Annotated in this window: 28 protein-coding genes and 1 tRNA gene; 16 read left to right on the top strand and 13 right to left on the bottom strand. The window is 71.7% G+C overall.

Going from position 1 to position 23198, the window contains the following annotated elements; all coding sequences use genetic code 11:
* Window positions 1-21 precede the first annotated feature (21 nt).
* Window positions 22-1146, bottom strand: a complete 1125-nt coding sequence (locus ABT092_RS17700; RefSeq protein WP_351244747.1) for an alpha/beta hydrolase fold domain-containing protein — start codon at window positions 1144-1146, stop codon at window positions 22-24.
* A 449-nt stretch (window positions 1147-1595) separates the two neighbouring features.
* Between ABT092_RS17700 and ABT092_RS17695 the strand changes: the two genes are divergently transcribed.
* Both ABT092_RS17695 and ABT092_RS17690 read left to right on the top strand, forming a co-directional pair.
* Window positions 1596-2330: a dienelactone hydrolase family protein gene (locus tag ABT092_RS17695; protein WP_351244745.1), complete on the top strand. Its 735-nt coding sequence runs from the start codon at window positions 1596-1598 to the stop codon at window positions 2328-2330.
* Between the two features lie 617 nt (window positions 2331-2947).
* The gene (locus ABT092_RS17690; RefSeq protein WP_351244743.1) at window positions 2948-3436 is read left to right on the top strand and encodes a hypothetical protein; all 489 of its coding nucleotides are present in this window, start codon (window positions 2948-2950) and stop codon (window positions 3434-3436) included.
* A 427-nt stretch (window positions 3437-3863) separates the two neighbouring features.
* On the opposite strand, the gene ABT092_RS17685 is transcribed toward ABT092_RS17690, so the two are convergent.
* The 3 genes from ABT092_RS17685 to ABT092_RS17675 are packed head-to-tail and all read right to left on the bottom strand — an operon-like array spanning window position 3864 to window position 4953.
* Entirely contained in the window at window positions 3864-4298 is a 435-nt protein-coding gene (locus tag ABT092_RS17685; RefSeq protein ID WP_351244741.1) for a hypothetical protein, read from the bottom strand.
* Window positions 4295-4570 carry a hypothetical protein gene (locus ABT092_RS17680; RefSeq protein WP_351244739.1) on the bottom strand — a complete coding sequence of 92 codons (276 nt, stop codon included), beginning with the start codon at window positions 4568-4570 and terminating at the stop codon, window positions 4295-4297. The genes ABT092_RS17685 and ABT092_RS17680 overlap by 4 nt, the downstream gene beginning before the upstream one ends.
* Entirely contained in the window at window positions 4564-4953 is a 390-nt protein-coding gene (locus ABT092_RS17675) for a hypothetical protein (RefSeq protein ID WP_351244737.1), read from the bottom strand. Before ABT092_RS17675 ends, ABT092_RS17680 begins: the two co-directional genes overlap by 7 nt.
* 62 nt (window positions 4954-5015) lie before the next feature.
* Between ABT092_RS17675 and ABT092_RS17670 the strand changes: the two genes are divergently transcribed.
* Complete coding sequence (locus ABT092_RS17670; RefSeq protein ID WP_351244735.1) at window positions 5016-5138, top strand: hypothetical protein; 123 nt, start codon at window positions 5016-5018, stop codon at window positions 5136-5138.
* 199 nt (window positions 5139-5337) lie between these two features.
* Here ABT092_RS17670 and ABT092_RS17665 read toward each other — a convergent pair whose 3' ends face one another.
* Window positions 5338-6564, bottom strand: a complete 1227-nt coding sequence (locus ABT092_RS17665; RefSeq protein WP_351244733.1) for a helix-turn-helix domain-containing protein — start codon at window positions 6562-6564, stop codon at window positions 5338-5340.
* A 252-nt stretch (window positions 6565-6816) separates the two neighbouring features.
* Between ABT092_RS17665 and ABT092_RS17660 the strand changes: the two genes are divergently transcribed.
* The gene (locus tag ABT092_RS17660) at window positions 6817-7404 is read left to right on the top strand and encodes an HD domain-containing protein (RefSeq protein ID WP_351244731.1); all 588 of its coding nucleotides are present in this window, start codon (window positions 6817-6819) and stop codon (window positions 7402-7404) included.
* Between the two features lie 110 nt (window positions 7405-7514).
* On the opposite strand, the gene ABT092_RS17655 is transcribed toward ABT092_RS17660, so the two are convergent.
* The 3 genes from ABT092_RS17655 to ABT092_RS17645 form a co-directional block, all read right to left on the bottom strand.
* Entirely contained in the window at window positions 7515-8984 is a 1470-nt protein-coding gene (locus ABT092_RS17655) for an alpha/beta hydrolase (RefSeq protein WP_351244729.1), read from the bottom strand.
* Between the two features lie 106 nt (window positions 8985-9090).
* Window positions 9091-9681, bottom strand: a complete 591-nt coding sequence (locus tag ABT092_RS17650) for a nicotinamidase (protein WP_351244727.1) — start codon at window positions 9679-9681, stop codon at window positions 9091-9093.
* Between the two features lie 226 nt (window positions 9682-9907).
* Complete coding sequence (locus ABT092_RS17645; protein WP_351244725.1) at window positions 9908-11236, bottom strand: nicotinate phosphoribosyltransferase; 1329 nt, start codon at window positions 11234-11236, stop codon at window positions 9908-9910.
* Between the two features lie 119 nt (window positions 11237-11355).
* Between ABT092_RS17645 and clpS the strand changes: the two genes are divergently transcribed.
* Both clpS and ABT092_RS17635 read left to right on the top strand, forming a co-directional pair.
* On the top strand, window positions 11356-11673 hold the full coding sequence (gene clpS / locus ABT092_RS17640; RefSeq protein WP_351244723.1) for an ATP-dependent Clp protease adapter ClpS: 318 nt from the start codon (window positions 11356-11358) through the stop codon (window positions 11671-11673).
* 11 nt (window positions 11674-11684) lie between these two features.
* Window positions 11685-12290 (top strand): DUF2017 domain-containing protein, encoded by a 606-nt coding sequence (locus ABT092_RS17635; protein WP_351244721.1) that lies wholly within the window; start codon window positions 11685-11687, stop codon window positions 12288-12290.
* Between the two features lie 9 nt (window positions 12291-12299).
* On the opposite strand, the gene ABT092_RS17630 is transcribed toward ABT092_RS17635, so the two are convergent.
* Both ABT092_RS17630 and ABT092_RS17625 read right to left on the bottom strand, forming a co-directional pair.
* Window positions 12300-12659: a GntR family transcriptional regulator gene (locus ABT092_RS17630; RefSeq protein ID WP_351244719.1), complete on the bottom strand. Its 360-nt coding sequence runs from the start codon at window positions 12657-12659 to the stop codon at window positions 12300-12302.
* Between the two features lie 3 nt (window positions 12660-12662).
* Window positions 12663-13673 carry a DUF1648 domain-containing protein gene (locus tag ABT092_RS17625; protein WP_351244717.1) on the bottom strand — a complete coding sequence of 337 codons (1011 nt, stop codon included), beginning with the start codon at window positions 13671-13673 and terminating at the stop codon, window positions 12663-12665.
* A gap of 335 nt (window positions 13674-14008) precedes the next feature.
* Here ABT092_RS17625 and ABT092_RS17620 point away from each other — a divergent pair, with 335 nt between their 5' ends.
* From ABT092_RS17620 to ABT092_RS17595, 6 genes are all read left to right on the top strand, one after another.
* Window positions 14009-15502, top strand: coding sequence for an amino acid permease (locus tag ABT092_RS17620; protein WP_351244715.1), 1494 nt, complete (start codon window positions 14009-14011; stop codon window positions 15500-15502).
* A 97-nt stretch (window positions 15503-15599) separates the two neighbouring features.
* Entirely contained in the window at window positions 15600-16022 is a 423-nt protein-coding gene (locus tag ABT092_RS17615) for a M67 family metallopeptidase (protein ID WP_351244713.1), read from the top strand.
* Window positions 16023-16123: 101 nt separating this feature from the next.
* Window positions 16124-16228 carry a putative leader peptide gene (locus ABT092_RS17610; RefSeq protein ID WP_351244711.1) on the top strand — a complete coding sequence of 35 codons (105 nt, stop codon included), beginning with the start codon at window positions 16124-16126 and terminating at the stop codon, window positions 16226-16228.
* A gap of 186 nt (window positions 16229-16414) precedes the next feature.
* Complete coding sequence (locus ABT092_RS17605; RefSeq protein ID WP_351244709.1) at window positions 16415-16693, top strand: MoaD/ThiS family protein; 279 nt, start codon at window positions 16415-16417, stop codon at window positions 16691-16693.
* A 5-nt stretch (window positions 16694-16698) separates the two neighbouring features.
* Window positions 16699-17649 (top strand): PLP-dependent cysteine synthase family protein, encoded by a 951-nt coding sequence (locus tag ABT092_RS17600; protein WP_351244707.1) that lies wholly within the window; start codon window positions 16699-16701, stop codon window positions 17647-17649.
* Between the two features lie 292 nt (window positions 17650-17941).
* Window positions 17942-18694, top strand: coding sequence for an MBL fold metallo-hydrolase (locus ABT092_RS17595; RefSeq protein ID WP_351244705.1), 753 nt, complete (start codon window positions 17942-17944; stop codon window positions 18692-18694).
* Window positions 18695-18703: 9 nt separating this feature from the next.
* On the opposite strand, the gene ABT092_RS17590 is transcribed toward ABT092_RS17595, so the two are convergent.
* Window positions 18704-20014, bottom strand: coding sequence for a PTS transporter subunit EIIC (locus ABT092_RS17590; protein ID WP_351244703.1), 1311 nt, complete (start codon window positions 20012-20014; stop codon window positions 18704-18706).
* Window positions 20015-20163: 149 nt separating this feature from the next.
* Here ABT092_RS17590 and ABT092_RS17585 point away from each other — a divergent pair, with 149 nt between their 5' ends.
* The 4 genes from ABT092_RS17585 (at window position 20164) to rdgB (ending at window position 22448) form a co-directional block, all read left to right on the top strand.
* Window positions 20164-20397, top strand: coding sequence for a PTS sugar transporter subunit IIB (locus ABT092_RS17585; RefSeq protein ID WP_351244701.1), 234 nt, complete (start codon window positions 20164-20166; stop codon window positions 20395-20397).
* A gap of 118 nt (window positions 20398-20515) precedes the next feature.
* Window positions 20516-21244, top strand: a complete 729-nt coding sequence (rph, locus tag ABT092_RS17580; protein ID WP_351244699.1) for a ribonuclease PH — start codon at window positions 20516-20518, stop codon at window positions 21242-21244.
* 114 nt (window positions 21245-21358) lie between these two features.
* Window positions 21359-21748 (top strand): hypothetical protein, encoded by a 390-nt coding sequence (locus ABT092_RS17575; RefSeq protein ID WP_351244697.1) that lies wholly within the window; start codon window positions 21359-21361, stop codon window positions 21746-21748.
* Between the two features lie 97 nt (window positions 21749-21845).
* A complete protein-coding gene (rdgB, locus tag ABT092_RS17570; protein WP_351244695.1) occupies window positions 21846-22448 on the top strand; it encodes an RdgB/HAM1 family non-canonical purine NTP pyrophosphatase in 603 nt (200 codons plus the stop codon).
* 58 nt (window positions 22449-22506) lie between these two features.
* Here the strand turns inward: rdgB and ABT092_RS17565 are convergent.
* Window positions 22507-22590, bottom strand: a tRNA-Leu gene (locus ABT092_RS17565).
* Window positions 22591-22682: 92 nt separating this feature from the next.
* Window positions 22683-23150: a thioredoxin-dependent thiol peroxidase gene (gene bcp, locus ABT092_RS17560; RefSeq protein ID WP_351244693.1), complete on the bottom strand. Its 468-nt coding sequence runs from the start codon at window positions 23148-23150 to the stop codon at window positions 22683-22685.
* Window positions 23151-23198 lie beyond the last annotated feature (48 nt).

Raw genomic sequence — 23198 nt, 5'->3', positions numbered from 1 at the left:
CCGGCGTTCCCGCCGGGCCGGTCAGGACAGTCGCGTCCCGAGGAACGCCGTGAGGGGGCCCATCACCCGGAGGGTGTTCCACATCGGGGTGGAGGCGTCCCCCGGGGGGACGGCCGGGCCGTGGCCCGCGCCCTCGACCAGGAACCTCGTGGTCGGGACCCCCTTGGCCAGGAGCGCGTGGTGGAGGAGGAGGCTCTGGCTCGGGGAGACGATCCGGTCGACGGACCCGTGGAAGTGGACGAACGGGGCGTCGTCGGGGCTCGCGTAGGTGGCCGGGTCGGCCGCGGCCACGGCGGCCGGCGCGTCCAGCAACCGGGTCGGGTCGTCCGGACCCAGGACGTACTTCACCCGGGCGTCGTCGGTGGAGTTCTCCTGCGCCGCGCGCGTCGCGGGATCGAAGTCGGCGGGGGTCTTGGACAGGTCGGACGGGCCGTACCAGTTCACCACCGCCTGGACCCGGCTGCTCTGGTCCGGGTGCGGGCCCGCCTCGAACCCGCTCACACCGCCGGTGGTGCCGACCATCGACGCCAGGTATCCCCCCGCGGACTCGCCGTAGACGGCGACCCTGTGCGGGTCGAGGCCGTACTCGGCGGCACGGGCCCGGAGGAACCTGATCGCCGCCTTGACGTCCGCCACGCCGTCGACGTAGGTGGCCCCGTCCTGGATCGTGCGGTACTCGATCGACGCCACCGCGTAGCCCCGTTCGGCCAGGTGCGTGCGCCGGCCGGGGGAACTCGCCTTGTTCGAGGTGATGAATCCGCCGCCGGGAACGAACACGACCAGCGGCCGGGGCCCGCCGCCCGCCGTCGGGGTCTGGAGGTCGAGTTTCAGCGGGCGGGGCTGCCCGCCCGCCCCGGGGACGGTCGCGTAGGTGATCCCCTGCTGGAGGGTGGTCCCCACCGCCCCGCACTGGATCCTCGGGTCACCGGCCCCCGGGGTGAGCACCACGCTCGTGTCGGTGGCGCCGGCGGCGACCGAGGAGGCGAAGTGGAACCCTCCCAGGACCGGGGGAACGGGACAGTCCGTCCCCGTCGACGCGGTCGTGCCGCCGCCGGGCGCGGCCGCGGCTCCGCCGGGCGGGCCGACCGCCACGGCGAGCCCACAGAGCGCCACCGTCGCGAGCGTCCTTCTCAGGGTGCCGGTCACGGATCTCCTCCAGTCGACGACCGTCGAGCGAGCCGCCGGACGCGTCACCCGTTCCCCGTCGTGCGTCGCACGGCCGTGAACCGGCGCCTGCGGGGGCGGGAGCGGGAGCGACCCGTTCCGGTGCGGTGCGTGCACTGTATAGGAGCAACTGCGGTGGACGCAGGTCGAGTTGACAGACTTCGGCATACTTCCGTCGATTCCCTACCCGCCGCCGCCCGGCCCGGCACCCGCGGTCCTGGTACCCGTCCTGACCGGTGGACTAGGTTGGACGGCGATGACTGCCGGGACCGCCACGCGCCACTCACGGATCGGTGACCCGGTGGTGCCCTGAGCGCCGTCCGGAGCGCTGCCGGCCCGCCGTGCGGTCGGGGGCCCGCCCCCGCCGCGCGGGCCCCGCCCCCGTCGTGTCGGTCGCCGTTCGACGCGTCGACCGCGACAGGAGAGACCCCATGCACACCGAGACCGTGTACGTTCCCACCCCCGACGGCACGGCGGACGCCTTCGCCGCCTTCCCCGACCGCGGTGCACGGCACCCGGCGGTGCTGATGTACCCGGACGGGTTCGGCATCCGCCCCGTGCTCCGGGAGATGGCCCGCGAACTGGCCGGGCACGGGTACTACGTGCTCGTCCCCAACTACTTCCACCGGTACGGCCCGACCCCGGTGATCGAGCTTCCGGCGCACATCGGAGAGGAGGACCGGCCCGCGCTCTTCGCGCAGTTGATGCCGATGATCGAGGCGCACACCGTCGACCACGCCCTGCGCGACGCCGACGCCTACCTGACCTTCCTCGCCGCCCGGCCCGAGGTCGCCCCCGGCCCGGTCGCGGTGACCGGCTACTGCTTCGGCGGCCTCCTGGCGACGCGCACCGCCGTCGCCCACCCGGACCGGGTGGCCGCCCTCGCCGCATTCCACGCGCCGGTGGGCGCGGACGGCCTCGACGCCCTCACCGGGCTCACCGCCCGGGTCCACTTCGGCCACGCCGAGAGCGACCTGACTTCAGATCAACTGATCGACCTCAACCGTGCCTTGGACGCCGGAGGCGTCGATCACACCTCCGAGATCTACCCGGGCACCCGGCACGGCTTCACCATGTCCGACACCGACGCCTTCGACCCCGCCGGGCTGGACCGCCACTGGGACCGTCTGCTGCCCCTGCTCGACCGCACCCTGACCGGTGGCTGAGGTTCCCGGGGGTGGTGGGGGCGGACCCGTGCCTGCCCCCACCACTGGCACTCAGGCCCGGACGACCCCGAGGGCGAGTGCGCCGAGGAGTGCGGCGACGCTCAGGACGGGGCGCGGGCCCCCCGGCGCGCTCGGTTTCCAGGCCATCAGCGCGTGCGGGAACGGGGCCCGTGCCGTTCTACCCAAGGGCCACGACTACGGCCGCAACACCTACTACCGGTACAAGATCACGCCGACCCGGTACAAGGTCCCCGCGGGCGGGGCGACTGGCAAGTACGGCAAGGACGTCCGCCATCTGGACGGCCACAGCGGCTGGAACCGCTCACCGCGCATCCGCCGTGCGTACGTTCCGCCGAACTCGCACTTCCAGCTGACGAAGAACCGCAGCGTCAAGTGGTCCGGCGCGGTCAGCGCGCACGGCGTCAAACTGGGAGCCTCCACCCAGTACGACCGCGATCACAAGCAGCGGATCACGGCAGGAGGGCGCACCTACTCACGCCACGACATCTGGGGGAAGAATGACAGGGTGGACGGGAAGCCGGGCGTCTTCTACTCGTACTGGGGGACTCACGCTCCTCACGCTCCTGGCGCTCGCCGGATGCTCCGCCGGTGCAGCGGTGACCGGGCCGCTGAAGGGGCGGGCGCTGGCCACGGACGGCACCCAGTCCAGCGGGGTCGTCGGCAACCACCACGCCCGGGTGGGGGAGATCTGGTACTTCGCCCTGCCGGTCCCGGACAACGTGTCCTCGCGGCCCATCGAGATCACGGACGTCGCGGTCGAACGAGTACCCCGGGGCGTGAAGGTGCTGGGATACAGCGCCTACCACATGGACGACACGGAAGGGCTGCCGCTGCTGTCGAAGGAGGGCGACCCGACGGCCCCCGACTTCGACAGCCTCAAGGACTACGCGAAGGCCCCCCTGAAGGTCGCCGCCCGGACGTCCAGTGACGTCTACTACCAGGTCAAGGTGAAGATCACCGCGCCGCCGGAGAAGAACCTCCGCTACTGCCGGTTCGCGTACCGGCAGGGTGGCCTGCACTACGTCCAGACCCTGGACTGCGAAGCGGACTTCCGGGTCGGCGGGAAGGGAAAACGGGACGGCTAGGGGAAGGCGTCTCCGGCGGGAGGGGCGGGGACCGGTCGCCGGTCGCCGCCCCTCCCCCGTGCGGCTCGCCCGCCCCTCCGCATCTCGCACATCTCCTCGCATCCGTCCCCCGCGGGATCGCACGGAGCGCGCCCGCGCCGACTTCCGGGCCGGGTGCTCTCCGTGGACCGGACGGCGTGGTAGTGACCGCCCCGCACTGGTCGTGGCCGGGGTCCGCACCGCCCGAGGTCCCCATGCAGTTCCACGGCTCCGGAGACGGTCAGGGTCAAGAGGACGACGCCACAAGCCACCACACTGCCGTCCTGCTCGACGGGAGTGTCATGAATCAGGTGGGCGGCTGCTCAGAAGGGGCGGGTGATGCCGAGGGCGAGTGCGCCGAGGAGTGCGACGATGCTCAGGACGCAGAGGAACTGGTCCGTTCGAGGGCTCACCGCACTGCTCGGCGCAACAGCGCTGAGACGGCTTCGGGTGGGCAGAGTTGTTGGCCGTTGGGCGGGATGATCCAGTGGCAGCGGTGGTGGGTGGTGGGGTGGGTGAGGTCGGGGCGGGGGAGGCCGAGGTAGGTGTTGGTGCCGAGGTAGCGGGTGTTCGGGTGGCTCTCGATGGGTGGGGTGTTGGGGGGTACGAGGGCGTAGTGGTGGTGGGTGGTGCGGTCGGTGAGGACGGGGCCGTGGAGGGTGTGGGTGAGGTAGATGCGAATTTGCTCGGGTTCGCGGGTGCGGGCGGCGGTGTGGACGAGGTCGGTGGGCATCCGGATCGCGGCGAAGGCGTGCCCGCAGGGCACCAGGGCGATGCTCCGCCGCACCCACTGCTCCTGCACCTCCCGCGCCGACAGGACCGCCGCCAAGGGGTGGACGTTCATGGGGCAGGCTGCTCCAGGATGGCGAAGTGGGCCCGATCCGCCGTCTTCCACTCCCGCCGCAGTCGCTTGCCCTCGGGGCAGCCGATCGGCTCGGGCAGACACGCGTCACACGTCCCGACATGGCTCAGGTACGCCCGCCAGGCGGCCCGTTCCACCGCCTCGGCGGCCCGGGCGGGTTCGGTGCACCGCCGGTGGACCACCCCGCCCGGGCTCCCGTCGAACGGCTCCCGTGCCCCGATCGACTCACGACACTGCACACAGACGTTCACCACGAGCCGACCTCCACCTTCACCGCGCCGGCCCCGGCCAGCGCGGCCAACGCCCGCAAGACCACCACCAGTCGACGTTCTCCGAGGTGCTCGACCTGCCAGAGCGGGACCAGCCTCGGGAAGCTGACCGCCACCACGAAGTCCAGGAACGCCCGCTCACTCGCGTCCAACACCAACGAATTCCGGTAACGGGCCTCGAACCGAGGCCAATCACAGGATGCCGCCGTCCCGGTGTCGGCGACGAGGAGGTCCCGCACGTCCTCCCGCGCGAGGACGTCACCCTCCTCGATCAACGCGGCGACCGCCACCTGCTCGGTGGTGCCACGAGTCCCGGCCCAGGCGGCGAGACGGCCGGTGAGGGATCGAGGTTGAGGGGCTTGTTCCACGCCGCTAGCAGCGTCAGCGATGGCGCCCCGACGGGTTACGCCCATGGTCCGCCCTGCCTTCCATGGCGTACCGAGAGTGCGCGCCCGAGGTCCCCATGCAGTTCCACGGCTTCGGAGACGGTCAGGACCAAGAGGGCGACGCCACAACCCACCACGCTGCCGTCCTGCTCGACTACCAGCGGTAGCGCGATGCGTCCCGCCTCCGTGTGCCGCACTTCGCCCGCCCGTGCCACCCGAACGCCTTTGGTCGGATTCGCAGTCATGCTTCGCATGCCCCCCACTCGGATTCGATATGAGTGATCGTCATGTCACGGACGGTAGACGTGCGAGTGGGGTGCTACCCGGAGGATAATTCCGGGTAGCACCCCACTCCGACTTCTGGCGCTACGTCAGGACTCCTACGTGCTGGGCGATTTCGTGTACTTCGCGGCGCATGTGTGGCCTGGCGCGCTTCACCAGGGTCTGCGCCGCCTCTCGTGCCAACGGCGAGTACCTGATCTCTTCGGGGCTCGCGTCCCGGATCTTCCTCAGCATGAACAGAGTCCCGAAGTCATCCCCCGCACGCCGATGCGCGTGCATCACCTCAAGGTGATACCGGGTCACCCGTTCCAGTGGGAGAACCCCGTTGTGGGGTACTTCCACCTCGTCCGCGAGGCGCAACGCCTCCGAGGCGTCTCCCTCCTCGGCGGCCAGGTGAACACTGTGCATGGACACGTTGGTCGGCCCGAAGGCGGTGTGGAAGTCGTTGCGGTCTTCTCCGATGCGCTTGGCGATCTTCCTGGCCTCAGCCAGCATCGCCCACGCGGTGGGCGCCAGTGAGGCCCGGACCGCGGCGATCACTGCGACGAGGTGCAGCGCTCCATAGGCGCTGATGTGCTCCGGCTCCGCCTCGGGGCCGGGCCGGGTGTGCGCGATGACCGACCGTGCCAGATCCAGAGCCTCGTCAACCTGGCCACTCGACACCAGGATGCCGGACACGTTCCACGAGGCCGCAGCTATCAATGCCGGCTCGCCGACCTCATCAGCGATCACCAATGCCCGCTCGGCCGCGCGTAGCGACAACGCCCTTTCGCCGACACGGCGCAGGAACACCTGATGAAGGTGGAGGAGTGAGATCAAGCTGCGGACCGCGGCGCGTTCGGCATCCCCGGAGACGGCGGCGGAGGTGGCGTAGGCGTCAGCCAGGAGTCCGGGCAGGGCCTCACCCACCGGTCCGTACCGATCCGTCTCGGTCTCGTAGACCTCCCACGCCTCGCGTACGCGCGCGGCGAGGTCCTCCGGAGCGAGAACGTCTCCGGAGCGACTCAGGCCGAGAAGCGACGGCGGTGTGGTGAGTGCTCGTTTGATCTCGGGTACTGATGGGTGCTGGTTGCTGACGGTGGTGGAGATGTCGACGGCACCACCGACCAGATCCGCAACGTTGTCGAGCCCCAGCTCGCGGGCGATGCGGATGAGCATGGACAGGCTGTCGATACTGATGACGCCTCGCTCGACCTTGGACAGCCAGTCCTCCGACCGGCCCACCAAGCCGGCCACAGCGGCCTGGGTCTTGCCTGCCTTGACGCGGTAGTACCTGATCCGCTCCCCGCTGGTCATCACTGATGGGTTCATGGGTTCCCCTCTCAGGGTCAAGCGCTCATGCCCCAATGTACGGCGGAATGGGCGGGATGCGGAAAGCGACCGCAGGCACAGTGTGCGTTGCCGTGCTCTTCGAAGAGTGCGGCTTGGCATCCAACCGGACCGGAGAGCCCTACCCTTGGCGCCCTGCCGCGAAGTGGTGGACAACGCGTCCCCGTCTGGGGGACGCCGCACCATGGTCCGCTGCCCGAAACCGCTATCGGGCGGGCATGAAGGGAGTACGACGTGAGTGACCGCGATCTGACCAGGGTGGCGCACTTCCTGTACGAGGCGGGGACGTTGAAGAACGCGCGGCGTACGGGGTGGTGGATGGCGGGGGTGCGGGATCCGGAGAGCGTGGCCGAACACTCCTGGCGGACTTCGCTGATCGCTTCGGTCATCGCACCGTTGGAGGGCGCTGACCCGGCCCGTGCGGCGTTGCTCGCGGTGTGGCACGACACCCAGGAGACTCGTACCGGCGACGTCAACCACCTCGGCAAGCGCTACGCCGCCCCTGGCGACCCCCGGACCGTCACCGCCGACCAGACCACCGGCATGCCCGACGCCCTCACCACCCCCGTCCGCGCCTGGATCGACGAGTACGAGACCGGCGACACCCCCGAAGCGCGCTGCGCCAAGGACGCCGACAGACTCGAATGCCTCCTCCAGGGCATCGAGTACCGCGCCCGCGGCCACGCCGACGCCCAACGCTGGATCGACAACAGCCGCGCCCGCCTCACCACCCCCACCGCCCAGCACCTCGCCGACGCCCTCCTCGCCCAGGACACCCTCGACTGGCTCCACACCGCCATGGGGCAACGCAGGCCCCACTGACCCCGCACGCGCGTTGGTTCGACCCGGATGCGCCGAACGCCCGCCGGCTGCGCCGCCGTCCGGCGACCTGGTGGGGCGCAGCCGTGAGCAGGAGGGTCGTCCCCGGCGGGTCAGCCCTTCGGGCGGAGGAGGTAGGCGTCGATCTCCTGGCGGGAGGTCTTGTCGTAGAGCCAGTGGGCCACGGTGTCGACGATGCGCAGGGACGCCTTCGGGAACGCCCTGGCCATGCGTCGGGCGCCGGGCAGCGGGGTCGCCAGGTCGTGGGTGGCGTTGACCACCAGCACCGGCGGCAGGGTGCCCTTCGCCTGGGCGGGGCGGGGCTCGGGCGGCAGGGTCCAGCCCTGGCAGGCGAGGACGGTGTCCAGGGCCTGGGAGTTGTAGCGGACGTGCCGGACGGCCTTCGCGAGGCGCTTGCGGACGGCCTGGTAGTGGGCGAAGTCGCGGAGGCGGAAGTCGTAGTCCCGGCAGAGCACCAGTCGTCCGGTGAGGTCGACGGTCGAACCGAACTGCCTCATCTCGCCCTTGCCGGTGCGCAGCGCGTCGAGTTCGGCTGCGGTCGTCTCCGGGCTCCACCTGCCGAGGGCGAAGGTGAGGTGGTCGGTCAAGCGGTCGGCGTCGATCCGGGCCCGGGTCGGGCCGGTGGGGCCCGGCTCGCGGAGCGTGCCGGCGTCGGCGCGGGCGTACAGCTTCGCGACGACGGTCCGCACGTCCTTGCTCTTCAGCGCGCAGGAGGCGTCGGTCTTGCACCAGGCGGCGAGTCGGTTCAACGTGTCGTCGGTGGTGGTGCTGCCGTCGGTGAGGTAGCGCTCGGCGTCCGGGCGGTCCGGGTCCATGGCGCTGTCCAGGGCCAGCGCGCGGAGCCGGTCGGGGAAGAGCCGGGAGTAGCGTTCGCCGACCAGCGTGCCGTAGGAGTGGCCGAGGAAGCTGATCCGCCGTTCGCCGAGGGCGGCCCGGATGGCGTCCATGTCGCGGGCCACGCTCTCGGTGTCCATGTGCGCGGCGAGCGGGCCGGTCTGTCGGAGGCAGCTCGCGGCCAACTCGCCGTTGAGGGTGCGCATCCGCTCGAACTCGGCCGCGTTCCGGGGGCGGTTGGGCACCGAGGCGGCGAGGTCCTCGTCGCAGCGGGCGCCCTCGCTGCGGCCGACGCCCCGGGGGTCGAAGCCGATCATGTCGAAGCGTTCGAGCATGGCCGGGGCGTAGCCGTCGTACGGGTCGTCGGCGCGCAGGGCGTCGTCGGCCCCGGGGTTGCCGGGGCCGCCGGGGTTGGACATCAGGACGCCGATGCGGCGGGCCGGATCGGTGGCCCGGTGGCGGGCGACGAAGAGGCTGAGCTTCGGCCCCGTCGGCTTCGCCCAGTCCACCGGCACCTGCACCGTGGTGCACTGCGCCCGGGGGCTGGGGTGGGGCGGGTCCTCCCGGGGGCAGTCGCCCCAGACCAGGGAGGAGGGCGGTGCGGGGGTGGCGCGGGCGGTGGCCGTGCTGCCGGCCGCGGCCAGTCCGCCGGTCGCGGTCGACAGGGCCAGCAGCGCGGAGAGGGCCCGCCGGTGCCGGTACGGGGTGGTGCCGGTGCGCGTGATCATGCGGGCCACTGTGGTGGCCGTACGTGGTGGTGGCGCCATGAACACGTGGTGAGCAGGTAACAGCGGGCCCGCCCCCCGGGCCGGTGGAGGGGGCGGGCGCCCGCGGTCAGGCGGCGACGACGGGCTTGCCGGAGAGGGTGACGCCGGCGGTGCGCAGTTCGTCGAGGGCACGCTCGGTGGTGTGCGGGGCGACGCCGGCGGTGAGGTCCAGCAGGACGTTGGTGCGGAACCCCTCGCGGACGGCGTCCAGTGCGGTGGCCCGTACGCAGTGGTCGGTGGCGATGCCGACCACGTCGACCTCGGTGACCTGCCGGTCGCGCAGCCAGCTGGCGAGGGTGACGCCGTTCTCGTCGGCGCCCTCGAAGCCGCTGTAGGCGGCGGCGTGGGCGCCCTTGTCGAAGACGGCCTCCACGGCGCCGGAGGCGACCGCGGGGGCGAAGTTGGGGTGGAAGCCGACGCCTTCGGTGCCGGCGAGGCAGTGCACCGGCCAGGAGTTCTCGTAGTCGGGCTCCTCGGAGAAGTGGTCACCGGGGGCGATGTGGTGGTCGCGGGTGGCGACCACGTGACGGTAGCCGGCGGGCGCCTGCCCGATCAGCTCCGTGATGGCGGCGGCCACGTCGGCGCCGCCGGTGACGGCGAGGCTGCCGCCCTCGCAGAAGTCGTTCTGCACGTCCACGACGATCAGGGCGCGGCGCATGTCGGTTGTCCTTGTCGATCGGAGTGAGGGTGGTGGGACCGGTCGGGCTGGAGGGGTTGTCGGGGCGACGGGGTTGCCGGGGTCGGAGCGGGACGGGTGGGGGAGGGGTCGGGGCCCGGGCGGGAGGGGCGCCACCCCCCGTGTCACGGGCTTCCTGAAGTCGCACCTACCCCGGTGGCACGGGCCGAATCCCGTCCCGGTGAGCGTCCCCACTCCGTCGGGGCGCTCATACGTACTCCGTCGGAATGACCGCTTCACCCCGCGAGAGCTGGGTGGCCGACAGGGGCAGGGCGTCCCGGGCGGCGGCGTGCCGGTCGCGCACCACGTCCAGGGACTCGCGGGCGAGCACCGAGCCGCCCTTGATCAGTTCGACGAGGAGCTGTTGCTCGGCGAGGTCCGCGGGCACCGGTCCGGTGCCGATCACCTCGGCTTCGGCGACGCCCCGGGCGTCGCGGCGGCGGGCGGCCCACTTGCGTCCGCCGATGGAGGTCTTGCCGCCGGTGGAGCGCTTGGCGACGGGCACCAGCGGGGCCTTGGGGTCGGCGGAGGCGGCCCGGGCGACCAGCTTGTAGACCATGGAGCAGGTGGGGTGTCCGGAGCCGGTGACCAGTTGGGTGCCCACCCCGTAGGCGTCGACGGGGGCCGCGGCGAGCGAGGCGATGGCGTACTCGTCGAGGTCGGAGGTGACGACGATCTTCGTCCGGGTGGCGCCCAGCTCGTCGAGTTGCTGGCGCACCCGGTGGGCGACGAGCAGCAGGTCCCCGGAGTCGATGCGGACCGCGCCGAGGTCGGGGCCGGCGATGTCGACGGCGGCCCGTACGGCCTCGGCCACGTCGTAGGTGTCGACCAGGAGGGTGGTTCCGGCGCCGAGCGAGTCGACCTGGGCGCGGAAGGCGTCGCGTTCGCTGTCGTGCAACAGGGTGAAGGCGTGGGCGGAGGTGCCCACGGTGGGGATGCCGTAGCGGAAGCCCGCGGCGAGGTCGGAGGTGGTGGCGAAACCGCCGACGTAGGCGGCGCGGGAGGAGGCCACGGCGGCGAGTTCGTGGGTGCGTCGGGCGCCCATCTCGATGAGGGGCCGGTCACCGGCGGCGGAGGCCATCCGGGAGGCCGCGGCGGCGATGGCCGAATCGTGGTTGAGGATCGACAGGACGACGGTCTCCAGCAGCACGCACTCGGCGAAGGAGCCCTCGATCCGCAGCACGGGGGAGCCGGGGAAGTAGACCTCGCCCTCGGGATAGCCCCAGACATCGCCGGAGAAACGATACTGCGCAAGCCAGTCGAGGGTGCGCTCGTCGACCACCCGGCGTTCGCGCAGGAAGGCCAGCACCGGCTCGTCGAAACGGAAGTTCTCCACCGCGTCCAGCACCCGGCCGGTGCCCGCGACGACCCCGTACCGGCGCCCCTCGGGCAACCGCCGGGTGAAGACCTCGAAGACCGAGCGCCGCTCGGCGGTGCCCGCGGCCAGTGCCGCCTGGAGCATGGTCAGCTCGTAGTGGTCGGTGAAGAGCGCGGTCGACGGCACGTCCACCGGCAGGCCCAGATCCGCAGTGTTCATGGCGGAAATGCTACCCCCATTTCGTCAGTTTGACGATTTCGGTCGGCGGGCGGCTCGCCCACCCGGGTGCCGGACCCCGGCGCGGGCCGTTTGTGCGTACGCCGGTGTGAAGTGGCAGCATGGGCGGTGTGACGGCTCCCGCTCCCCTAGAGATCGAGAAACCCGAGTCGGCGGAAGAGGTGTTCGCCGAACCCGAGCCGGACGTCCCCTGGATCACCCTCGTCCACAACGACCCGGTCAATCTGATGAGCTACGTGACCTACGTCTTCCAGACGTACTTCGGGTACCCCAAGGACAAGGCCACCAAGCTGATGATGGACGTCCACCACAAGGGCCGTGCCGTCGTCTCCAGCGGAACCCGCGAGGAGATGGAGCGCGATGTGCAGGCCATGCACGGGTACGGCCTGTGGGCCACCCTCCAGCAGGACCGGAAGTAGCGACTGACTCCATGCCAGGACACTTCGAACCGACCCCCGGCGGCGGCGCGGCCGTCTCGCTCGACGAGGTCGAGATCTCCATCATCCGCTCGCTCGCCGTCCAACTCCTGGAGTTGGTCGGGCCCGGACCCGGCGGGGACGCCCCCGCCGACCCGCTCGCCGAACTCTTCGCGGACGGCCCCACCGAGCCGCCCGCCGACCCGGTGCTGCACCGGCTCTTCCCGGACGCCTACGGGAGCCCCGCCGACCCGGCGGGGACGCCGGAGGAGGCGGCCGAACGGACCGCCCGTTCCTCGGAGTTCCGCCGGTTCACCGAGAACGACCTGCGCGCCCGCAAGCGGGAGGACGCGCTGGCCGTGGTCCGCGCCCTGGACGGGCTCGCGCTCGACGGCGAGGGCGTCGCCGTGCTGCGGCTGGCCCCCGACGACTGCCGCTGCTGGCTCGGCGCCCTCAACGACCTGCGGCTGGCGATCGGCACCCGCCTCGACATCACCGACGAGGACGACACCGACCTGCTGTACCGGCTGCCCGACGAGGACCCGCGCAAGCCGATGGTCATGGCCTACCTCTGGCTCGGCGGCCTCCAGGAGACCCTGGTCACCACCCTGCTCCCGTAGCTTGGGCCGTCAGGCGCGGCCCAGGGCCTGCTGCACGAGGTCGAGGAACTCCGCATCGGAGAGGCCCGCGGCCCGGGCCTCGGCCACCACCTCGCGCACCCGTTCGGCGAGCCGGCCGCGCTCCGGGTCGGCCCGGCCGGTGACCACGGCGCCGCGACCGCGCCGCAGCTCCACCAGCCCCTCGTCCCGCAGCTGCTGGTAGCCCCGCAGCACGGTGTGCAGGTTGATGCCGAGCGAACGGGCGAGTTCGCGGGCGGCGGGCAGGCGTTCGTCGGGCCCCACCGTGCCCTCGGCGACCGCACGGCGCACCGAGGCGGCGACCTGGTCGCTGAGGGTCAGCGGGGACTGGGGGTCGATTCGGAACAGCATGGTCTAGTTCTCGTCGTCCTCGTCCGTTCGGGACCGAGCACGGTCGGCCAGGGCGTTGAGTGCGGCGGCGGCGGTGCTCGCGTCGTCCACGGTGACGACCAAGGTACGCCCCGACGCCCGGCGCACGCTCAGGGCCGGGCCGGAGCGCAGCACGATCCCGCTGCGGTCGCCCCGGGCGCGGTACCCCCAGCCGCCGAAGTCCTTCAGTGCGCTGACCTGCCCGGCGTCGGCGGCGGCGATCTGCGCCAGCGGCACGTGGAGCCGGGGGCGGGGGAGCAGGGCGGGGGTGACGGTCAGCCCCCGGGCGTCGGCGGTGACCCGGACCCGGGCCGTCGCCGCCGCGAGGACGCCGGTGGCCAGCGTCGGCAGCAGCGCCCAGGGGCTCACCAGGGCGGACAGCGGCACGGTCGCGAGGGCGCTGACGGCGCCGATCCCCCACAGGCCGGGGGAGTCGACCGTGCGGCTCCAGACCAGGTGCTCCCGCGGGGCGAGGGGCAGCCGGTCCGCGCTGGTGGGCGGTGGGCCGTCGGCGGTGCGGGAGGCGGCCGGGTCGGTCCCGGCGAGGGCGTACCCGAGCGCGCCGGCGAGGACCCCCGTGGCCAGGGCGAGGGCCGCGTGCCAACCGGGGAAGTGGACGGCGTGCGGATCGTCGCCGCCCGCGTTGGCCAGGGTGAGCGCCACCATCAGGTGGCCGAGGAAGGCGGCCGTGCCGGCGCCCGTGGCGGTGAGGAGGCGGGCGGTGGTGGTGGACCCCCGGGCCCGGTGGCCCAACACGGCGAACAGGGCGGCCTGTCCGAGGACCAGCAGCGGGACGAAGACGGCGAAGGCGCCCCGTCCGGTGACGCCGTCGGCGGTGCCGTCGGCGGTGAAGTGGGTGGCCAGTTCGGTCGGCAGTCGGTCGTGCACGGCGGCGAAGACGGCCAGGAACCCGCCGGCGGCCAGGACCGCGGCCGCCAGCACGGGGGCGGGCCTGCGCCAGCCGGGGAGTCGGTCGGGTCGGATCGTGCGGGCCATGGCTTCCCCCATTCGGAACCGGTGGCGAGCGCACTTGTGTGCGCTAGTTCTAGTTCAACTAGAACAATACCGTTCCGAGGGGGCGCCCGCGCAAGGGTCGTTCCGCACGCGGGGGGCGTGAAGTGGTGTGCGCGGGGCACGCATTCGCTCAGGCGGTCCTCAAATCCGCATAACGATCGCGGTACCACCCCCGCGGGGTTTGCCGGACGGGGAGGGTTTCCTCCGGTTCTCCCTGTGGCGTACGCCACACGCGCCTCGTTCGATCTTCGAAGGTCGCGTGGTAGACCTTCCGGACCCGACGGGCCCCCACTCACCCGGCGAAAGGTTCCTCGACCATGGCCTCGACGCAGGTCGGCAAAGACGCCGAAGACGCCCCGCGCCCGACCCCCCACGACCAGGCGGCGGACGGACACGGCCAGGGCTACCAACGCGGGCTCGGCGCCCGTCAGATCCAGATGATCGCCATCGGCGGCGCGATCGGCACCGGGCTCTTCCTCGGTGCCGGCAAGGCGATCTCCAAGGCCGGCCCCAGCCTGGTCCTCGCCTATGCGGTGGCCGGCCTCGTGATCTTCTTCATCATGCGCGCGCTCGGCGAACTCCTCCTGTACCGGCCGGTGTCCGGCTCCTTCTCCGAGTACGCCCGCGAGTTCGTCGGTCCCTTCGCCGGCTTCGCCACCGGCTGGACGTACTGGCTGTTCTGGGTGGTCACCGGCATCACCGAGGTGACCGCGGCGGCCACCTACATGACCTACTGGTGGGACATCCCGCAGTGGCTGTCGGCGCTCGTCTTCACCCTCGTCCTGTACGGGGCGAACCTGATCTCCGTGAAGCTCTTCGGGGAGCTGGAGTTCTGGTTCTCCATGATCAAGGTCACCGCGATCGTGGGCATGATCCTCATCTGTGCCGGCATCCTGACCGTCGGCTTCTCCGACGCGGGCGACACCGCGACCGTCGCCCACCTGTGGAACCAGGGCGGCTTCTTCCCCGAGGGCGTCGTCGGCACCCTGATGACGCTTCAGATCGTGATGTTCGCCTTCACCGCCGTGGAGTTGGTCGGCGTCACCGCCGGTGAGTCCAAGGACCCCCAGAGGGACCTCCCCAAGGCCGTCAACACCGTGCCGTGGCGGATCGCCGTCTTCTACGTCGGCGCCCTGATCATGATCCTCTCGGTGGTGCCCTGGACCGAGTTCCAGCCCGGCGTCAGCCCGTTCGTCGCCGCCTTCGAGGAGATGGGCTTCGCGCTCGGCGCCGCCGTCGTCAACTTCGTCGTGCTGACCGCCGCGCTCTCCTCCTGCAACTCCGGGATGTACTCCACCGGTCGGATGCTGCGCGACCTCGCCCTCAACGGCCAGGGCCCCAAGGCGTTCACCCGCCTCACCGTCGGCGGCACCCCGCTGGTGGGCACCACCTTCTCCGCCGCGCTGATGATGGTGGGCGTCTGGATCAACTACCGCTGGCCCGGCGATGCCTTCCACTACGTGGTCTCCTTCGCCACCATCTCCGGGATGTGGGCCTGGATCATGATCCTGGTCAGCCAGCTCCGCTACCGCGCGCTGGCCGACCGCGGGGTGGTCCCGCACTCCTCCTTCAAAGCCCCCGGCGCCCCGTTCACCAGCTGGTTCGCGCTGCTCTTCATCGGCATGGTGATCGTGATGATGGCCATCGACGCCGACGCCCGGATCTCGCTGTACTGCGCCCCCGTCTGGGCGCTCCTGCTCGGCGTCTCCCACCTGGTGCTCAAGCGCCGCGCCGCCGCCGCCACCGCGTCCGGCCGGGACGGGCGGGACGGGGCCGATCGGAGTCCCGCGCGGGGCCCGGACGACGTCTGACCTGCACCCGCACCCCGCTCACGTCAACCAAGTCCAGCATGTGGTCCGGTGCGTACCGAACTCCGGTACGCACCGGACCGCTGCTTATCCTGGGCCCATGCTGACCATCACCCAGGAGTTGTGGGACCGCATCGTGGCCCACGCGCGCGAGGACCACCCCGACGAGGCGTGCGGGGTCGTCGCCGGGCCCGTGGGCTCGGGGCGGCCGGAACGGTTCATCCCCATGCTGAACGCCGCCCGCTCGCCCACCTTCTACGAGTTCGACTCGGGCGATCTGCTCAAGCTGTACCGCGAGATGGACGACCGGGACGAGGAACCCGTGATCATCTACCACTCGCACACCGGGACCGAGGCGTACCCCTCCCGGACCGACATCAACCTGGCGAGCGAGCCCGGCGCGCACTACGTCCTGGTCTCCACCGCCGACACCGAGGACGCCGGCCCCTTCCAGTTCCGCTCGTACCGGATCGTGGACGGGGAGGTCACCGAGGAGGAGGTGACGGTGGTGGAGGCGTACTGAGGTGCGCCTCCCCGCCTCCGCTTCCCACATCGTGGTCGAAATCCGTCCGCGATGTGAAATCACTCTCGGGAAGCCGTACCGGGAATCGATACGATGACCGCATGGTTCCCCCAGACGTGAGCGAGAAGACTCCGGGCGCACCGCTGCTCGTGGCGAGGCTGCACGTCGACCTGTGCCGGTCCGACAGCGCCATCTGTCCGTGCTGACCCCCGCCGCCGTACGGCCCTGAGCCGCGGCGGACGCCCGTGCGGCCCGCCCCACCGGCGGCCGGGAAGCGGGCCCGCCCGCACTCCCGGGCGCCCACACCACCGTCGAGCCGTCCGGCCCGCAGTCCACTCCGCCCGATCAGCCCGCCAGAACCAGAACGCCCGCATCCGACAGGAGCCCACGCCATGGCCATCGAGGTCCGCATCCCGACCATCCTCCGCACGTACACCGACGGGGAGAAGACGGTCCAGGGCGCCGGGGACACCCTCGCCGCCCTCTTCGCCGACCTGGAGACCCGGCACACCGGCATCCAGACCCGGGTGGTCGACGGCGACCAGCTCCGCCGGTTCGTCAACGTCTACCTCAACGACGAGGACGTGCGCTTCCTCGACGGCATCAACACCAAGCTCACCGACGGCGACAACGTCACGATCCTGCCCGCCGTCGCCGGCGGGATGGCCTGAGCGGCATGCGCTACGACTCCCCCCTCGCCGCGGTCGGCAACACCCCGCTGGTCCGCCTGCCGCGGCTGTCGCCCTCCGAGGAGGTACGGATCTGGGCGAAGCTGGAGGACCGCAACCCGACCGGCTCGATCAAGGACCGCCCCGCGCTCCACATGATCGAGCAGGCCGAGAAGGAGGGGAAGCTCACCCCGGGCTGCACCATCCTCGAACCCACCTCCGGCAACACCGGCATCTCGCTCGCCATGGCCGCCCGCCTCAAGGGCTACCGGATCGTCTGCGTGATGCCCGAGAACACCTCCCGGGAGCGCCGGGACCTGCTCGCCATGTGGGGCGCGGAGATCATCTCCTCGCCCGCCGCGGGCGGCTCCAACACGGCCGTGCGGGTCGCCAAGGAACTGGCCGCGCAGCACCCGGACTGGGTCATGCTCTACCAGTACGGCAACGCCGCCAACCCCGGCGCCCACTACGCCACCACCGGCCCGGAGATCCTCGCGGACCTGCCGTCCGTGACCCACTTCGTCGCCGGGCTCGGCACCACCGGCACCCTGATGGGCGTCGGCCGCTACCTGCGCGAACACAAGCCGGACGTCAAGATCGTGGCCGCCGAGCCGCGCTACGACGACCTGGTCTACGGGCTGCGCAACCTCGACGAGGGGTTCGTCCCCGAGCTCTACGACGCCGCCGTCCTCACCACCCGGTTCTCGGTGGGCTCGGCCGACGCCGTGACCCGGACCCGGGAACTGCTCCAGCAGGAGGGCATCTTCGCCGGCGTCTCCACCGGAGCCGCCCTGCACGCCGCCATCGGCGTCGGCCGCAAGGCCGTCGCGGCGGGGGAGGGCGCCGACATCGTCTTCGTCGTCGCAGACGGCGGCTGGAAGTACCTCTCCACCGGCGTCTACACCGCGGCCACCACCGAGGAGGCCATCGAACGGGTCCAGGGACAGCTCTGGGCCTGACCCCAGCACCACCACGGCCCGGCAGGGCGCCCGCTCCGGGCCCCGCCGGGCCGCTGCCGTCCCCGGGACCGCCCGGGAACCCGCCCGTACGGACGGGACGGGGACCCGAATCGGTGACACGGCGGGTGAGTTCGCCCACAACGGTCTGTGACGGGGGAGCGTCCGACCCTTTCGCGCCTTACGCTCAGCACACCGCACCAACCCCGTCCCCACCGGGGACCACACCCCTCCGTCCCTCCGGAGGGGCCGCACCCGTCCCTCCAGTCCTGTCAGCGCGGAGGTTCCAGCTCCCATGAAGCTCACCGTCGTCGGCTGCTCGGGGTCGTTCCCGTCCGTGGACTCGGCCTGTTCGAGCTACCTCGTCGAGGCCGAGGGCTTCCGGCTGCTCCTCGACATGGGCAACGGAGCCCTCGGCGCCCTCCAGCGCCACTGCGGCCTCTACGACCTCGACGCGATCTTCCTCAGCCACCTCCACGCCGACCACTGCATCGACATGTGCGTGTACTTCGTGGCCCGCTACTACCGCCACGACGGCGGGCGCTGCGGCACGGTCCCGGTGTACGGACCCGAGGGCACCGAGCACCGGCTCACCACCGCCTACGCGGACACCCCCGCCACGTCCTCGATGAGCGAGGTCTTCGACTTCCACACGGTCAGGCCCGGCACCTTCGAGATCGGCCCCTTCACCGTCCGCACCGAACGCGTCGCCCACCCCGTGGAGGCGTACGGCATCCGGGTCGAGCACGGCGGGCGCTCCCTCACCTACTCCGGGGACACCGGCGCCTGCACCGCGCTCGACGAACTCGCGGCCGGCACGGACCTGTTCCTGTGCGAGGCCGCCTTCACCGCGGGCAAGGAGGATGTCCCCGACCTGCACCTCAACGGCCGCGAGGCCGGCGAGACCGCCCGCCGGGCCGGGGTGGGCCGGCTGCTGCTCACCCACATCCCGCCGTGGACCGACCCGCAGGTCAACCTCTGGGACGCCCGCCAGGCGTACGCCGGCCCCGCCGAACTCGCCGCCCCCGGGGCCAGCTACACCGTCTGACGGTCCGGGTCACTTCACGTTCTCGCGGTCCTCCGCCGCCGACTCCTCCGGCGGCTCCCGGCCGGGCGTCTGGAGGTCGAACCGGACGATCGCGAACCGGAAGACCGCGTAGTACACCACCGCGAAGCAGAGCCCGATCGGGATGATCAGCCAGGGTTTGGTCGCCAGGCTCCAGTTGATCACGTAGTCGATCAGGCCGGCCGAGAAGCTGAACCCGTCCTTCACCCCGAACGCCCAGGTCACCGCCATCGACACCCCGGTCAGCACGGCGTGGATCGCGTACAGCACCGGGGCGATGAACAGGAACGAGTACTCGATGGGCTCGGTGATGCCGGTGACGAACGAGGTCAGCGCCACCGACAGCATCAGACCGCCGACGATCTTGCGGCGCTCCGGGCGGGCCGTGTGCGTGATCGCCAGGGCCGCGGCCGGCAGCGCGAACATCATGATCGGGAAGAAGCCGGTGGTGAACTGCCCGGCGGTCGGGTCCCCGGCCAGGAACCGGTTGATGTCGCCGTGCACGACGGTGCCGTCCGGCTTGGTGTAGTCGCCGAACTGGAACCAGACGAAGGTGTTGAGGAACTGGTGCAGGCCCACGGTCAGCAGCGCCCGGTTCGCGACCCCGAAGATGCCCGAACCCCAGGCACCGAGGTCCGACAGCCACTCCGAGAAGCTGGTGAGCGCGTCACCGATCGGCGGCCACACCCACACGCACAGCCCGGCGAAGACCAGCCCGATGAACGCCATGATGATCGGCACCAGCCGGCGCCCGTTGAAGAAGCCCAGCCAGTCCACCAGCTTGGTGCGGTGGTACCGCTGCCACACGTACGCCGTGATCAGCCCCATCACGATGCCGCCGAACACCCCCGGGTTCTGGTACGCCGCCTGCGCCGAGGTGCCGTCCTCCGCCACGCACAGCCCGCTCCACATGCCCGCACCGAAGAAGTCGGCCCCCGACGGACAGGTGTCGGGGAAGGCCCGCAGCACCGCGTAGTAGACGAGGAAGCCGGCGACCGCGGCGAGGGCGGTGGACCCGTCCGCCTTCTTCGCCATGCCGATCGCGACGCCGATGCAGAACAGCAGCGGCAGGCCCAACGCGGAGTCCAACAGCGCGCCGCCCGCCGCCGCGAAGACCTTCGCGACGTCCGTCCAGCCCAGCCCCTCGTCGCCGAAGACGTCCGGCTGGCCCAGTCGGTTGAGGATGCCCGCGGCGGGCAGGACGGCGATCGGCAGCTGGAGGCTGCGCCCCATCTTCTGCAACCCCTGGAACAGGGTGTTCCACCGCGTGCGGCCGGACGCAGCCGCGCTCTCGGCGCTCATGGGCGACCTCCCGGGATGACGCACGCCACCCGGTCGGGTGGCGCGTCGTGCTCGTCATCCTTCGGTACGGGAACGGTCACCGCTCGCGAAGTTGGGCCAACGGTGGGTTAACGTGACGAAGCAGATGAAAACGGGTCAGGGAGGCAGTGATGGCCAGCAAGGCTGAGAAGATCGTCGCCGGCCTCGGCGGGATCGAGAACATCGAAGAGGTCGAGGGCTGCATCACCCGCCTGCGGACCGAGGTGATCGACCCCGGCAAGGTCGACGAGGCCGCGCTGAAGGCCGCCGGCGCCCACGGCGTCGTCAAGATGGGCACCGCCGTGCAGGTCGTCGTCGGCACCGACGCCGACCCCATCGCCGGCGAGATCGAGGACATGATGTAGCACCCGGCCCCGTGCCCTCCCGGCCGCCCGCCACCGGCGTGCGCGCCCGCGCGCAGGGTGCCGGTGACGGTCACCCGGGCAGGTTCCGCCCCGCCGTGCGGGCGATAGGCTCGGGCGCATGTCACGCATCGACGGCCGCACCCCCGATCAGCTCCGCCCCGTCACCCTGGACCGGGGCTGGAGCAAGCACGCCGAGGGCTCCGTCCTCGTCTCCTTCGGCGACACCAAGGTCTTCTGCACCGCCTCCGTCACCGAGGGCGTCCCCCGCTGGCGCAAGGGCAGCGGCGAGGGCTGGGTGACCGCCGAGTACGCGATGCTGCCCCGCGCCACCAACACCCGCGGCGACCGCGAGGCCGTCCGCGGCCGGATCGGCGGACGCACCCACGAGATCTCCCGGCTGATCGGCCGTTCGCTGCGCGCCGTCGTGGACTTCAAGGCCCTCGGCGAGAACACCATCGTGCTCGACTGCGACGTGCTCCAGGCGGACGGCGGCACCCGCACCGCCGCCATCACCGGCGCGTACGTGGCGCTGGCCGACGCCATCGGCTGGGCCAAGGGCCGCAAGCTGATCCGCGCCGGCCGCGAACCCCTCGTCGGCACCGTCGCCGCGGTCTCCGTCGGCATCGTGGACGGCGTCCCCCTCCTCGACCTGCGCTACGAGGAGGACGTGAAGGCCGACACCGACATGAACGTGGTCTGCACCGGCGACGGCCGCTTCGTCGAGGTGCAGGGCACCGCCGAGGCCGAGCCCTTCGCCCGCGAGGAGTTGAACTCCCTCCTCGACCTGGCCGTCGCCGGCTGCGACGAACTCGCCGCCTTCCAGCGCAAGGCCCTGGAGAACCAGTAGTCCCGGCCGCCGGCGCACCCCGGCGGCAACCAAAACGCCTCGGCGCGCGTTTCACTAGTACGGGTGACGGGAGGCTTCCCGTCGCCCGTACCGACCTCCGGGAGGGACCGTCACATGGCCGCGCGCCGCCGCACCATCACCGCTCTCGCCGTCGCCGGGGCGACGCTCGTCGCCCCGCTCGCCGTCGGATGCGGCGCCATCGACAAGGCACTCGACTGCGTCCGGACCGCCGAGGCGATAGCCCAGAGCGTGAACGACCTCCAGCAAGCCGTCGAGAACGCCGCCAACGACCCCCTCCAGGCCGAGGAGTCGCTCCGCGCCATCGACAAGAACCTCGACGAGATCGGGGACACCACCGACAACGCCGACCTGTCCAAGGCGGTGGACGACCTGGCCAAGGCCGTCGACAACGTCGGCACCGCCATCGAGGGCGGCGACCAGACCCCGGACGTGACCCCCGTCGCGGACGCCGCCGGCGAACTCACCAAGGTCTGCTCGCCGTGAGGCCCGCGGCCCGCTGAGGAACCGGACCGGCCGGGGCGGGCCCCACGGCCCCGGCCCGCCCCACCGGCACACCCCGGTGACCAGGCATAATCCCGTCATGACCCGTCTGATCCTGGCCACCCGCAACCCCGGCAAGCTCACCGAACTGCGTGAGATCCTCGCCGCCGCCGACCTCGCCCACGAACTGGTCGGCGCCGATGCCTACCCGGAGGTCCCCGACGTCAAGGAGACCGGGGTCACCTTCGCCGAGAACGCCCTGCTCAAGGCCCACGCCCTGGCCCGGGCCACCGGACTGCCCGCCGTCGCCGACGACTCCGGCCTCTCCGTCGACGTCCTCGGCGGCGCCCCCGGCATCTTCTCCGCCCGCTGGGCCGGCCGCCACGGCGACGACCGGGCCAACCTGGAGCTGCTGCTCGCCCAGCTCTCCGACATCGACGCACCGCACCGCGCCGCCCACTTCACCTGCGCCGCCGCGCTGGCCCTGCCGGACGGCACCGAACGCGTCGTCGAGGGCCGGCTGGAGGGCACCCTGCGCCACCTGCCCGCCGGCACCGGCGGCTTCGGCTACGACCCGGTCTTCCAGCCCGAGGGCGACACCCGGACCACCGCCGAACTGACCGCGGCGGAGAAGAACGCCATCAGCCACCGCGGCAAGGCGTTCCGCGCCCTCGTCCCCGTGCTGCGCGAGCTGCTGCCGTAGCCGGGCCGGACACGCGCACGGGCCCGCCCCCGAGGTGTCGGGGGCGGGCCCGGTCCGGTGCGGCCGGAGGGACTCGAACCCTCACGGGTGTTACCCCACTGGGACCTAAACCCAGCGTGACTGCCAGTTCCACCACGGCCGCGTCCGCGCGCCCATCCTAGTGGTCTTTTGCTCGTTTACGGCACGCCAGGTCGGGAGTTCCGCACCGCCCCGGTTCCCCCCGGGTAGCGGGCGTCAGAGACCGAGGTCCTTGATGACCTTGGCCACGTGGCCGGTCGCCTTCACGTTGTAGAGGGCGCGCTCCACCTTGCCCTCCTCGTCGACGATCACCGTGGAGCGGATGACGCCCGTGACCGTCTTGCCGTACAGCTTCTTCTCGCCGAACGCGCCGTACGCCTCCAGCACCGCCTTCTCGGGGTCGGCCAGCAGGGTGACCCGCAGCTCCTCCTTCTCGCGGAACTTCGCCAGCTTCTCCGGCTTGTCCGGCGAGATGCCGATGACGTCGTACCCGTGTCCGGCGAGGAACTCCAGGTTGTCGGTGAAGTCGCAGGCCTGCTTGGTGCACCCGGGGGTGAGGGCCGCCGGGTAGAAGTACACGATGACCTTGCGGCCCTTGCGGTCGGCCAGCGAGACCTCCTTGCCGTCGGCGTCGGGCAGCGTGAAGGCGGGGGCGGTGTCGCCGGGCTGGAGTCGCTCGCTCATCTCGGGGTCTCCTCGAAGGAAGGGTGCCCGGGCCGGTCGAGCCCGGGA

It is taken from the genome of Streptomyces sp. NPDC002490, assembly GCF_040296045.1.
Lineage (GTDB): Bacteria > Actinomycetota > Actinomycetes > Streptomycetales > Streptomycetaceae > Streptomyces.
Note: the sequence above shows the minus strand (reverse complement) of the source record. Positions and strands in the feature narration are given on the sequence as shown.

Bases quoted from the DNA above. Each gene is read 5' to 3' on its own strand.
- ABT092_RS17610 (WP_351244711.1), top strand. From the start codon at position 16,124: ATGGTTCCCCCAGACGTGAGCGAGAAGACTCCGGGCGCACCGCTGCTC.
- ABT092_RS17665 (WP_351244733.1), bottom strand. From the start codon at position 6,564: ATGAACCCATCAGTGATGACCAGCGGGGAGCGGATCAGGTACTACCGC.
- ABT092_RS17595 (WP_351244705.1), top strand. From the start codon at position 17,942: ATGAAGCTCACCGTCGTCGGCTGCTCGGGGTCGTTCCCGTCCGTGGAC.
- ABT092_RS17575 (WP_351244697.1), top strand. From the start codon at position 21,359: ATGGCCGCGCGCCGCCGCACCATCACCGCTCTCGCCGTCGCCGGGGCG.
- bcp (WP_351244693.1), bottom strand. From the start codon at position 23,150: ATGAGCGAGCGACTCCAGCCCGGCGACACCGCCCCCGCCTTCACGCTG.
- clpS (WP_351244723.1), top strand. From the start codon at position 11,356: ATGGGCGGTGTGACGGCTCCCGCTCCCCTAGAGATCGAGAAACCCGAG.
- ABT092_RS17670 (WP_351244735.1), top strand. From the start codon at position 5,016: ATGGCGTACCGAGAGTGCGCGCCCGAGGTCCCCATGCAGTTCCACGGC.
- ABT092_RS17620 (WP_351244715.1), top strand. From the start codon at position 14,009: ATGGCCTCGACGCAGGTCGGCAAAGACGCCGAAGACGCCCCGCGCCCG.
- ABT092_RS17615 (WP_351244713.1), top strand. From the start codon at position 15,600: ATGCTGACCATCACCCAGGAGTTGTGGGACCGCATCGTGGCCCACGCG.
- rph (WP_351244699.1), top strand. From the start codon at position 20,516: ATGTCACGCATCGACGGCCGCACCCCCGATCAGCTCCGCCCCGTCACC.
- ABT092_RS17590 (WP_351244703.1), bottom strand. From the start codon at position 20,014: ATGAGCGCCGAGAGCGCGGCTGCGTCCGGCCGCACGCGGTGGAACACC.
- ABT092_RS17655 (WP_351244729.1), bottom strand. From the start codon at position 8,984: ATGATCACGCGCACCGGCACCACCCCGTACCGGCACCGGCGGGCCCTC.
- ABT092_RS17695 (WP_351244745.1), top strand. From the start codon at position 1,596: ATGCACACCGAGACCGTGTACGTTCCCACCCCCGACGGCACGGCGGAC.
- ABT092_RS17585 (WP_351244701.1), top strand. From the start codon at position 20,164: ATGGCCAGCAAGGCTGAGAAGATCGTCGCCGGCCTCGGCGGGATCGAG.
- ABT092_RS17685 (WP_351244741.1), bottom strand. From the start codon at position 4,298: ATGAACGTCCACCCCTTGGCGGCGGTCCTGTCGGCGCGGGAGGTGCAG.
- ABT092_RS17630 (WP_351244719.1), bottom strand. From the start codon at position 12,659: ATGCTGTTCCGAATCGACCCCCAGTCCCCGCTGACCCTCAGCGACCAG.
- ABT092_RS17650 (WP_351244727.1), bottom strand. From the start codon at position 9,681: ATGCGCCGCGCCCTGATCGTCGTGGACGTGCAGAACGACTTCTGCGAG.
- ABT092_RS17645 (WP_351244725.1), bottom strand. From the start codon at position 11,236: ATGAACACTGCGGATCTGGGCCTGCCGGTGGACGTGCCGTCGACCGCG.
- ABT092_RS17635 (WP_351244721.1), top strand. From the start codon at position 11,685: ATGCCAGGACACTTCGAACCGACCCCCGGCGGCGGCGCGGCCGTCTCG.
- ABT092_RS17625 (WP_351244717.1), bottom strand. From the start codon at position 13,673: ATGGCCCGCACGATCCGACCCGACCGACTCCCCGGCTGGCGCAGGCCC.
- ABT092_RS17605 (WP_351244709.1), top strand. From the start codon at position 16,415: ATGGCCATCGAGGTCCGCATCCCGACCATCCTCCGCACGTACACCGAC.
- rdgB (WP_351244695.1), top strand. From the start codon at position 21,846: ATGACCCGTCTGATCCTGGCCACCCGCAACCCCGGCAAGCTCACCGAA.
- ABT092_RS17600 (WP_351244707.1), top strand. From the start codon at position 16,699: ATGCGCTACGACTCCCCCCTCGCCGCGGTCGGCAACACCCCGCTGGTC.